This is a genomic window from Mucilaginibacter arboris (assembly GCF_009754915.1).
Classification (GTDB): Bacteria; Bacteroidota; Bacteroidia; order Sphingobacteriales; family Sphingobacteriaceae; genus Mucilaginibacter_A; species Mucilaginibacter_A arboris.
Genome location: NZ_WPIK01000014.1, coordinates 51,658 through 63,606, shown reverse-complemented (window position 1 = coordinate 63,606; position 11,949 = coordinate 51,658). Strand labels below are relative to the sequence as shown.

At 38.8% G+C, this 11,949-nt stretch carries 7 protein-coding genes; 4 read left to right on the top strand and 3 right to left on the bottom strand.

The window, feature by feature from the left end; translation table 11 throughout:
• Positions 1–135: 135 nt before the first annotated feature.
• The 3 genes from GO621_RS14895 to GO621_RS14885 all read left to right on the top strand — a co-directional run bounded on the left by GO621_RS14895 (position 136) and on the right by GO621_RS14885 (position 2,480).
• Positions 136–369, top strand: coding sequence for a hypothetical protein (locus GO621_RS14895; protein ID WP_157568436.1), 234 nt, complete (start codon positions 136–138; stop codon positions 367–369).
• Between the two features lie 10 nt (positions 370–379).
• Positions 380–1,534, top strand: a complete 1,155-nt coding sequence (locus GO621_RS14890; protein ID WP_157568434.1) for a baeRF7 domain-containing protein — start codon at positions 380–382, stop codon at positions 1,532–1,534.
• Between the two features lie 118 nt (positions 1,535–1,652).
• The gene (locus tag GO621_RS14885; protein ID WP_157568432.1) at positions 1,653–2,480 is read left to right on the top strand and encodes a 5'-nucleotidase, lipoprotein e(P4) family; all 828 of its coding nucleotides are present in this window, start codon (positions 1,653–1,655) and stop codon (positions 2,478–2,480) included.
• A gap of 1 nt (position 2,481) precedes the next feature.
• On the opposite strand, the gene GO621_RS14880 is transcribed toward GO621_RS14885, so the two are convergent.
• The 3 genes from GO621_RS14880 to GO621_RS14870 form a co-directional block, all read right to left on the bottom strand.
• Positions 2,482–3,588 (bottom strand): Gfo/Idh/MocA family oxidoreductase, encoded by a 1,107-nt coding sequence (locus tag GO621_RS14880; protein WP_157568430.1) that lies wholly within the window; start codon positions 3,586–3,588, stop codon positions 2,482–2,484.
• A gap of 719 nt (positions 3,589–4,307) precedes the next feature.
• Positions 4,308–6,707 carry a glycoside hydrolase family 3 C-terminal domain-containing protein gene (locus GO621_RS14875; protein ID WP_157568428.1) on the bottom strand — a complete coding sequence of 800 codons (2,400 nt, stop codon included), beginning with the start codon at positions 6,705–6,707 and terminating at the stop codon, positions 4,308–4,310.
• A gap of 222 nt (positions 6,708–6,929) precedes the next feature.
• Positions 6,930–9,344 carry a glycoside hydrolase family 3 N-terminal domain-containing protein gene (locus GO621_RS14870; protein ID WP_157568426.1) on the bottom strand — a complete coding sequence of 805 codons (2,415 nt, stop codon included), beginning with the start codon at positions 9,342–9,344 and terminating at the stop codon, positions 6,930–6,932.
• Between the two features lie 634 nt (positions 9,345–9,978).
• Between GO621_RS14870 and GO621_RS14865 the strand changes: the two genes are divergently transcribed.
• Complete coding sequence (locus GO621_RS14865) at positions 9,979–11,901, top strand: 7TM diverse intracellular signaling domain-containing protein (protein ID WP_157568424.1); 1,923 nt, start codon at positions 9,979–9,981, stop codon at positions 11,899–11,901.
• The last annotated feature ends 48 nt before the right edge of the window (positions 11,902–11,949 follow it).

Sequence of the window (11,949 nt, the reverse complement as noted above, 5' to 3'; positions counted from 1 at the left end):
TTTTCCTATAAATATTAGCAAATAACCCATGCTTCTTTTATCACCTAAAAAATGAGTGCTTTAAAACTTATTTAAAATTATCAAAACCCTTGACCTTTAAAGGCTGTTGCTTTTAACTACTAATTAGATAAGGTTATGGCAAAGGATAGAGAGGGGAAATTTACCCCACAAAAAGGAAAACCTTCGGGTTCCGACAAAAATACAGACGGTTTAAGAGATGCTTTTGCAGGAACAGACCCGGAAACAGATGAAACGTTAACCGAAAAATACATGGACGGGCCAGACACTCCTGCGGCCAATGTGCCGTTGCGGCATGTTAACCGTAATGTAAATAAAGGTGAAGATACAACTGATCGTGATAACACCTAAACTGTAAAGCATGGAATTATTATCAAAAGAAGAATTTGCAGAACTGGCAAATTATCAATCAGAACCTTGCGTTTCCATTTTTATCCCAACACATCGTTCTGGCGTAGAGGTAAATGAAAAACAGGATATTATCGTTTTAAAAAATCAGTTGCAGGAGGCGCAAAAACAGCTTCATCAAAAAGGTATGGCCAAAGATGAAGCCGCACAGTTTTTACGGCAAGGCTTTGATTTGTTAAACCACGAAACTTTCTGGAACAATCAGTTAGAAGGCCTTGCTTTGTTTATCGCTAAAGATTATGTTAAAACATTGACCCTGCCGCTAACCGTTAAACAGGAATTGTTTATCAACACTTCGTTTTATATCAGCCCGTTAATGCCTGTTTTAACCAGCAACGAGCAATTTTATATGCTGGTTTTCAGCAAACATGTTTCGCATTTTTATTTGGGCGATGCTTTTGGCATGCAGGAACTGGAAATAGCTGGTTTGCCGCAAGGGGTAGGTGATGTCATCCATTTTGAGGAAAAGGATAAAAACCAGTTGTTCCGGGCTGGCGGAACTGCGCCGGGACAAGCAGCAAGCTTACACGGACATGATTCGGGATTGGCAGATGATAAGGAATACCTTACGCAGTACATCAAAGAACTGGACCAGACTTTATGGACGGAAGTTTTAGCCAATGAACATAAACCATTAATACTTGCTGCGGTAGATAATCTGATAGGTTTATATCGACAAAACTCTCATTATAAACACATTGCAGAAGAAGCCGTTATTGGCAATTACGAGCGGGAAGACAAACTGGCTTTGTGGGAAAAAGCGAGAGAAAAACTTGCCCCGTACTTTAAGGCCGTTCATAACGGTGCACTTCAAAACTATTATAACCAGATAGCAACGCCGCTTACTTCCTCTATTCCGGAAACGGTAATACCAGCAAGCTATTACAGCCGAATTTCTGATCTGTTCGTTCAAAAAGATGTCCACATTTGGGGAACATTTAATGAAAAGGATAACAAATTAAACATCCACCAGGAAAAGCAGGAAGGCGATGAATGCCTCATCAATAAAGCGGTGGTAAAAACAGTATTAAACGGCGGAGCTGTACACATACTGGAAGCAGAAAAAATGCCTAAAGAAAGCGTTATTGCTGCTTTTATGCGCTTTTAATCCAGCTTCATTTTTTTATCTGGACGGAAGGGATGCAAGAAACTGCATCCCTTTTGTTGTTTAAAACCAAAGCTTATATCAGACAAAGCATTAATTTTGCTGATTAAGTTTAGGATTAATGAAACGATACTTTTTGCCAATACTGTTTTTAGCTGCATTTTATTCGTGTTCTGTTAAAAAACAAGCAGCTTCTTATAATGCCAGAACAATTGCTCCGGCAACAACTCCAATCGCAGTTAACGGAAAAGTAATGGCAAACATCTGGATGCAACGTTCCGCAGAATACAAAGCGTTGTGTTTTCAGGCTTATAATCTTGCTCATTTACGCTTAGATCAATCCTTGGCACAAACTTCAGCAAAACCAAAAGCAATTGTTACGGATATTGATGAAACGGTTTTAGATAACAGTCCGCATGATATGAGCGAAGCTTTAGAAGGAAAAGACTTCGACCTTAAAACCTGGAAAGAATGGACGGCAAAAGCAGCGGCAGACACCCTTGCAGGCGCAGCATCTTTTCTAAAATATGCAGCCTCTAAAGGCGTGGAAGTATTTTACATTACCAACCGCGAAGAAAGCGAACGGGCAGGAACGTTAAAAAACCTGCAGAAATTTAATTTACCTAATGCGGATAACGAACATTTGCTGTTAAAGCAAGCCACATCCAGCAAAGAAACACGCCGCAACCAGGTGCTGCAAACCCATGAAATTGTGATGCTTTTAGGGGATAACCTGGCTGACTTTTCGGCTTTATTTGAGCATAAAAATTATGAAGACCGTTTGCAAAACACGCAGCGGCAGGCAGCAGAATTTGGTAAAAAGTTTATTGTGTTGCCCAATCCGGCTTACGGCGACTGGGAAAGCGTGCTGTATCAATACAAATACCAGTTAAAAGCAGCACAAAAAGACTCGGTATTAAAAAAATGGGCGATAAAAGAAGCATATTGATTTAACCGATCTTTTCCTGTTTGCCAGAATCCAGGCTGCGGTAAATCGCATCAATCACTTTCATATCTTTCAACCCTTCTTCTCCCGGAACGCGGGTTGGTTTTTTGTTGATAACGCAACTGGCAAAATCATCCATTTGCAAGGCCTGCTGCCTAACGTTCGGAATGTTCATCGGCCCGCTGGATGTTTTGCCATCGATGCCGCCATAACCATAAGCAGGTTCCAGTTCAAAAAACCCGTTTGCTGTTTTTGCCTTCAAATAACCCCAGTTGTTGTTATAGCTTGATTTTCCATGTGCAATAAAATTCCCCCGAAATTCGAGTTCCCAGAAAATCGTTTCGTCAACCTCTTTAAATAGATCCGGTTTGGTTTTTTCCTGCCTTGCTTTTACGGCAATGGGCTCTTGTCCTAACGTATAACGCGAACCTTGTATGGCGTAAATGCCCATATCCATTAAAGCGCCGCCGCCTGAAAGCGATTTTTTTAACCGCCAGGCGTTCGGGTCACCACCGTAAACAAAACCGTTTGCTGTTTCCAGTTGCTTTACTTTCCCTAAAACCTGCTGCTGGCCTAAACGCATCACTTCTATATGGTGCGGCTCGAAATGCAAGCGGTAACCGATGGAAAGCATGCGGTTTGCTTGTTTACATGCATCGATCATTTCCCTGCAATCTGCTGCGTTTAACGCCATTGGTTTTTCGCAAATTACATGTTTGCCTGCTTTAGCTGCACGGATCGTATATTCTTTATGCATGGAAACCGGAAGCACCACGTAAACAATATCAATATCCGGGTTTTGGGCGATGGAATCGAAGTTCTGGTAGTTGTAAATGTTCTTCTGCGGAATGTTGTATTTGGCAGACCATGTTTTTGCTTTTTCTGGCGTTCCGGTTACAATTCCTGCCAGGTAACAGTTTTGGGTATGCTGCAGCGCCGGCGCCAATTGTCCGCCTGCGTAATTTCCTAACCCAACCAAAGCAATACCAAGTTTTTTATCTGCTAAAAGAAGCTCATCGAAAGAAGACAGCGAAGAACCTAAAGTCAGGGCGCCAGCGCCAATAGAAAGCTGACGGAGGAAATTGCGGCGGGAGGTAGCGGGGGTTTTCATAGCTTTTAGCTTTACTGATGTTAAACTTTAGTCAAAGCTCACTTGTTTTAACAAAAACTTGCTTATTAAAATTTCTTTGTTTCTTTGTTTGATAATGAAGTTGTTTAAACTTTTTTCTGGCCCTCTTTTTTGGGGCCGATGCTTCCTTTATCACCTAAAAATGCTGGCCATTAAATTTTGATTTTTTAGGTTGATGCTTCTTTTATCACCTAAAAAATGTTAACCATTGTTTTTTTGATCGATTAAATGTAAACACCAATTTTACTCGGTAAATCACTAAAGACCTATAAGGTTTTGAAAACCTTATAGGTCCAGTTAGTGATTAAATACAAACACCAATTTTACCCGGTAAAAGAAGCATGGGCACCAAACCTAGGCATCCCGAGAGGATCAAATTTAATTGGTACCAAAAAGTTTAAACAACCTCAATAAAAGGTGTTAAAAATACCAAAAGTCAAAAAATCATTATTACCATTTTAATTTAAAGTGAAAATAAAGAAAGTGCCTCGTTACACCAAGTTAAATTGCCCATTAAGCCTTTTTAGCATTATCACTATTAATGCCAGTAATAGTCGCTTCTTTATTTTTATGATAGGTTTGCCAAAGGTATTTACTTCCTTTTACAATTTTTTGAATATTGTCAATATTGAATTGGCATAATAAGTAGAAATAACCATCACCTTTACCCTTGAAGCCTATTCTATCAAACACAAGAAATATTATTTCCCCACCTTAAATTCTTCGATCCTTACTTCTGGTTGCAGTACTTTATGGACCTTTTCAACCCTAATGGTTTTTGGGATACTAAAAGAGGTTGTTTGTTTGATATCCCGGGATGATACGCCAGCTTTCAGCACATATTTTCCAGCATCGGTTATCCATTCAGAACTATCTGTATGGTAGGAAGCCAAATCCGCAGCATGAAGTGTGAATGTTAACGTCTGTGATTCGCCTGGTTGCAATAAACGGGTTTTGCCAAATGTTTTTAATTCCTGCATAGGTTTTTCTATGGTTTTTGTTGGTGCACTCACATAAATTTGAACTACTTCTTTTCCGGCAATTTTTCCAGTATTCTTTATATTTACCGTAGCTGTAATCATCCCGTTAAATAATGGTGAATTTATCTTTAAATTACTAATAGCAAAGTTTGTATAAGACAATCCGTAGCCAAATTCATACATTGGCTTAACATTAAAGCTGTCGTAATACCGATAGCCAACATAAATTCCCTCCTGATAAATTACCTGCTCAGGCTTATCAACTGGTGTACCTGGAAAGTTTTTTGCAGATGGCACATCTGCATATTTTACAGGGAAAGTGGTAGCCAACTTACCTGATGGGTTTACTTTGCCACTTAACACATCTGCTATTGCATTACCAGCTTCCTGGCCAGGCTGCCAGGACAATAAGATAGCATTGGCATAATCCTGCCACTCGTTCATGTCAATAACGCCACCTATGTTAAGCACGGCAATTACTTTTTTGCCTTTAGCATGGAAAACATCGGCAATTTTTTTAAATTGCTGTTTTTCTTCCGAAGTAAGGTTATAGTTTGTTTCTAACTTACGGTCTGAACCTTCTCCAGCATTTCTACCTATAGTTATAATGGCAAGATCTGCTTTTTTAGCAGTTTCATTGATCAGACTGTCGCTTACAGCCATTTCAGGTACCAGCCCTCCAAAGAACCTTCTTTGGGAATTTGGCTGTTGTGTTTGCTGCTGTTGCTGAAACTGTTGCATTTGGTGCGCCCTGGTATCCTGGAAGAATTTAGTATAGCTGTTTTTCAAGCTTTCGTTAGGCACATAACCTGCATTGGCAAGCCCTTGGTAAACAGAAATAGTATATGCTTTATTTACATCGCCGCTACCTGTACCGCCTGCGATAGTATTATATGAAGCATTGCCAAAAGCAGCCACTGTTTTTACTGATTTACTAATAGGCAGCGCACTGTCCTGGTTTTTTAGCAATATCATACCTTCGGTTGCCGCTTTGCGCGATACTTCGGCATGTGCTTTCAAGTCTGGTTTATTACTATAAGGATATTTTGAAAATGCAGGCGATTTTAAAATGATGTTAAGCATGTGCTCAACATTTTGATCCAACACTTTCACGTTTAATGAGTCGTGTTTAACTGCATTAACCAATGTTTCAATTTGATCCGGTCTTCCTGGCATAATCAAATCATTACCTGCATTCATTTCAGCAATCCAATCATACCCGCCGCCCCAGTCGGTCATAACAAAACCTTTAAAATTCCATTCATTGCGCAGAACTGTAGTTAATAGGTCATACCTTTGTGCCGTGTAAGTACCGTTCAGTTTATTGTAGGATGACATTACTGTCCAAGGATTAGATGATGCAATAGCAATCCGAAATACCTTCAGATACAACTCGCGTAATGCACGTTCACTTACTATAGAGTTTACGAAGTTACGGCTGGTTTCCTGATTGTTAGCTATAAAATGTTTAATAGAGGTACCAACGCCATTAGATTGTATACCATTGATTATAGCACCAGCCATAGTACCGGCTACTAACGGATCTTCAGAATAATATTCAAAATTACGGCCGTTTAATGGGTTACGATGAATATTTACACCTGGAGCTAATAGAATATCTACACCATATTCCTTCACTTCGTTACCGAAGGCTTTACCTACAGCATTTACGACCGCAGGATCCCAGGTTGATGCCAGTAAGGTACCAACCGGAAATGCAGTAGCATAATAAGTAACTGAGCTATCCCTGTTACGAATGGGAGATATTCTTACACCAGCAGGACCATCACTCAATACCATGGAAGGTATGCCTAAGCGTGGTATGGCTGCTGTATTTCCTGCTGCACCCGGTACTTTAACTTCGGTTTGGCCGATCATTGGCGGTGCAGGAACAAAACCATTGCTAACTCCAGGTTTTGCTCCCGGGGCAGGTTTTGGCCTTGGTGCACGGCCTGTTCCTACTAATAATGTCGCTTTTTCTTCCAGTGTCATAGCGGCAATAACTTCTTTAACCGTACTCTTGCCCAGTTGGGGCACGATGGCCGATTGTGCCTCAACATCTAAAGCACCGGTAATAAGTACAGCAAACAGAACAACGGCGTATCTTTTAAAGAAGCTCATAATAATATAGTCTATAATTTGGAAACTGAATGTAATCACAAATATCAGAGTAGAAAAAACACCATGCAAAATATCTCATTGTGTAAAATCATAGATTATTACTTCAATCGCAAAAGGTTCTCTTTACCCTTATATTCCCCTTTCTATTTTATGAAGGAAACGGTAACTTGGATTTAAAGCTGTTGAATAACCTTCGAATTTTGTCGATTTCGTTACACCTATTTAATCTTTCACTTCAAACTCTGCTTTTAATTTAATGTCTTCGGATGAACTGCCGATCATTACCAGGAATTTTCCCGGTTCAACAGTCCAGTTCATGTTCTTGTCTAACAAGGCGAGGTCATCCGGATGAAGTGTGAACTTAACCGTTTTCTTTTCTCCTGGCATAAGTGGCACACGTTCAAATCCTCTTAAATCAGAATCATAAGTGGTAACACTGCTTATTTCATCTTTTAAATACAATTGTACCACATCATCACCTTTTACTTTGCCGGTATTGGTAACATCAACGGTAACGGTAACATCTGCCTGACTACGAATAACAGGCTGACTAATAGTTAAATTGCTATATTCAAAAGTGGTATAACTCAATCCATAACCGAACGGGTACAAGGCACCGTTTACACTGGTTTTTCCGTAACCATTTGGACCGCTTGTAGGTTGGTTTGCCTGAGAAGCAGGCTTAAATGGGAAATTCAGCTCTATTTGTCCGGTTGTTTTTGGAAAGGTGATAGAAAGTTTTCCTCCAGGATTATTATCCCCAAACAAAGTTTCGGCAATAACTTTTCCTGACTCCGGTCCGGGAAACCAGGCTTCCAAAATTGCCGGCACATACCGGTTTTCCCAATTGATGGTTAGCGGTTGTCCGTTAATCATCACCATTACAACTGGTTTACCGGTTGCCTGCAATGCCTGTATCAATTTCAATTGCCGGCCTGGTAAATTTAATCCCGTTCTTGACAAGCTCTCACCAACACGTTTAACGTCTTCGCCTACTACGGCAATAATTACATCTACATTTTTGGCCTGGTTTACCGCGTTATTAATTTCTGCTTGTTCTTTATCTGTAAGCGGTGTTTCTATAATTTCGCTTTCCGGCCAGGTGGCATCAATAATATCGCAGCCCTTCGCGTAGGTTACCGAAGCACTGTTGCCTAAATAATCCTGGATCCCTTTCAGCACACTCGTTACCGGATTATGTGACGGGCCGTAACGGCTGGTTGCATAATTGGTTTCGGCAGCTAACGGACCAGTAACCAATACTCTTTTTATCTTGCTTTTATTGAGTGGAAGGAGATTGTTGTCATTTTTTAACAATACCATTGCTTCGCGGTTCATTTGTAAAGCCATTTCTGTAGATGTCTGATTATGCACCAATTTATTGGCAGCAGCGGGGTTTTGCACATAAGGATGGTCAAACAAACCCAATTTAAACTTCACACGCAGTACATCGGCAACACGCGAATCCAGCGTTTTCATGTTTACACTGCCTTCTTTAACCAGTTCCCTTAAAGGCATGATATAAGTTTGGGGCATGGTAAAATTGGTACGCACGTTCAGGCCTGCTTCAATGGCTTGCTTTACCGCACCTTTTATGTCAGCCGCTACGTGATGTTTGCTATAAAGATATTCAACAGCTTCACTATCAGATACCACATAACCTGTAAACCCAAATTTTTGGCGAAGCAGTTCGGTTAAAAAGAAATAGCTGCCCGTTATCGGCATGCCGTCCCAATCGTTATAACTGCTCATCACGCCCATCGGCTGTGCTTCTTTTATCACCTTTTTAAATGGATAGAGGTAAAGCTGGTACATTTCCCTCGGCGCTACATGTGGATCAGTACGGGCATTGCCATCCCGGCCGCCTTTTGGCACGCTATAAACAGCAAAATGTTTCAGGGTAGAAGCCACGCCTTCCTCCTGTATCCCTAGTGCCATTTGTGTTCCCAGTTCTCCAATCAGAAAAGGGTCTTCCCCGTAACATTCTACCACCCTTCCCCAGCGTTGGTCGCGCGCAGGGTCTAATATGGGCGCATAAATATTGGTATAACCTAATGCTTTTGCTTCAAGGCCAACCGTTTGGCCTGCCCTTCGGACCAGTGCTTTGTTCCAGGTACTGCCGATTGCAATTGGTGCAGGTAAAGAAGTTGCCCTGTCGTGGTTCAGCCCGTGTATCCCTTCATTTGTAAAATCAACCGGGATACCAAGGCGGGTTTGTTCTATAAACCATTTCTGTATGGTATTGATGGCAGACGCATGTTTGCTGTACGGATAGCTGTATTGCGTTGGGGCATCATCTGTTGTAGAAGCAAGGTTATTCAGCTCTTCATCAATATTGGCAATGCCGTCCTTCCAGACTTCATTTTTCCAGGACGGCGCTGGCATTTCCTCTTTTAAAACGCGTTTATAACCGTAAAGCGTTGCCGTCTGACAGGTTTTTTCTTCTAAGGTCATTTGCGATAACAAATCTGCCACACGTTTTTCTACTGGTTCTGCCGGGTCTTCAAATACATCTTTTTTACCGTTCTTGTTAAAATCTATCCAGCCCTTTTGATAGATGCTTTTGTTTTGTGCCGATGCGGCCTGGACAAAAGCACATAAACTAAAAGCTATCAATAACCTGTTTATTTTTATCATAATTTATATAAGCTCGTTAAAGCTACTAAGGAAATAGCTATGCTTTAACCTACTTCTTTTATCGCATTAATCTTTATATACTTTTATTATTGACATAAACACATAAATTACCATATTAAAAGAAGTATCATTATAGATGATACAACCTGTTGAGTAATGATAATAGTTTTTTAAATGGGTACTTGGTTTTTTAAATTTTAACCAGCATCAAGCGAAGCCAAAATTATTAAATTTCATTTCAATAAAACAAATTATTCTTATTTAAAACATTGACAATTAATACTTTGGTAATTATTTAATACGTTTAATGAAAACAGTAAAAAATGGATTAATATTGATAATTAAGGTTATAAAAAGATTTTTAATATATCAGCAAGGAACAAGCAATACGGTTAAATCCAGTAAAAAAGTTTCGTTTGAGATTTTTATCAGGAAGTTTGCATGTTCTGTTACCAAATATAATCTTGGTATTCATTCCTTTACTTTTATAGAGAGCGGTTTTAGTCAAAACTTATTAAAAACAGATTGCACTTTATATAATATTTAGGTAGTTATTACTATTTTTAGCCTTGCTTCTGCAAGGCGTTACCCTTGTAAACCAATTTAGCAGTTAACCTCATTTAAACCTTTGATAATGATTAAAAAGATCAGTACTGGTCTTATTTTCCTGTTATATGTACTGGTACAAAATGTACTGGCTCAAAAAGCGGTTTCAATAAACAGCCAGGTTAAACAACATTTTTTCACTGGACAGGAAATTGAATTTTTGGCTGACAACCAGAACAAGCTGTCCATAATTGATGTAAAAAGCAATTTGTATAGCAGCCGATTTAAATTATATACCGGCTACTATCCTAAACATCTTTCTAATACCACCTGTTGGTATAGGATAAAATTTAAATTTACTGAAGACATACCAGATCAGGCATCGATAATTGAGTTTTTTGATCAAACAACCAATAGTATCACTGCGTACCTGCCCGATTTCAATGGTCATTACATTGAAAGTAAAACAGGATCTAACTTTAATTTTGATAATAGGTTATATAAACACAAAAATTTTGAATTTCAGATCAGTAAACTACCTAAAGGAGAATATGCCTGTTATTTTAAGGTACAATCTAAAGATGCGGTTAACATCATTATGGTTTACAGACAAACGAAATACTTTGTTTACTATGCTTTAACAGAATATTTTACTTATGGCCTTTTTTATGGTATTATATTAATTTTCAGCTTCCATAATTTATTAATGTTTATAGCGGTTAAAAAACGCCAGTACCTTTATTATGTACTTTACATCCTAAGTGTTGGCCTTTACGAAATGAGCATTGATGGTATTGCTTTTCAATATGTTTGGCCAAACGCTCCTCATTGGAACCAATATGCTTATGGATTTGCCCTATATAGTGTTAGCCTTTTTGCTTTAGTATTTACTAAAGCATTATTACATGTTCGTGTTACAGCACCAAAGCTTTATAAGCTTATAAACTACATTATTATAATCAGATCAGTATATTTTATTTATTGCTTGGTATTTGACAATAGCTTGTTTTATTACAAGTTCATCGAATTTATTCCGCTTTCCATTGCTTTTATAACAGGTATTACTATTTGGGCCCACGGTTTTAAACCAGCCCGGTTTTTTGTATTAGGCTACACGTTTTTAACTATAGGTTTTGTTATTAAAGCACTCACTGTTTTGGGTTATGCACATGCTATAACGGGCATTATTACCAACTATAGTTTAAGCGGATGCTTTATTTTAGAAATGACCTTTTTATCCTTTTCAATAGGAGATCAAATTCGCCTGCTACGCAAAGAGAAGGAAGAAGCACATGATGAAACAATTAAATTAAAAGACTCTTTAAATAAAGAATTAGAGGTTAAGGTAAGGCTGCGTACCAAAGAGGTAACCGAGAAATCAGAGGAATTATTGAAACAGGCGGTTATTATCGAAACTCAAAATGAAGAGCTTATTGCTATTAACAAACAGCTAGAGTTACAAGCGGCTGATATATCCAGAATGAATATTTTGCTGGAGCACGATAACATTGAATTGAAAAGTAATATTGAAAAGGTTACTGATGCACGCATTCTATCGACCGAGCTTTCTTTCGAAGAATTTAGCGCTAAATATACCGATCAGGAAAAATGTAATAAATTTTTAGCTGAAATTAAGTGGAAGAATGGCTTTAGCTGTATAAAATGCGGCAGTTATATTTATAAAAATGGCCGAGCGCCATACAGCCGGAGATGTACCAGTTGCAATTATGAAGAATCAGTATTGTTTAACACCATTTTTCAAAACAGCCGGATCCCAATCAATAAAGCTTTTTATCTGGTTTACTTAATGTACACTACTAAAGGTACTATCTCATCCTACCAGCTTTCAGAAAGGTTAGATATACGGCAAAGCACCTGCTGGCAATACGCTATTCGAGTAAAAAGAATAATGGAAGAAAAGAAAACAAAAGGCAGGAAAAACAGCAATCAGGGTTGGAGTAAATTAATTCTTGAAATACCCGAAAACAAAAAACACCTTAACATTGATTAAGCCCTTCATTCTATAAATGCTACATTAACTATCCCTTGTTTAATAGTT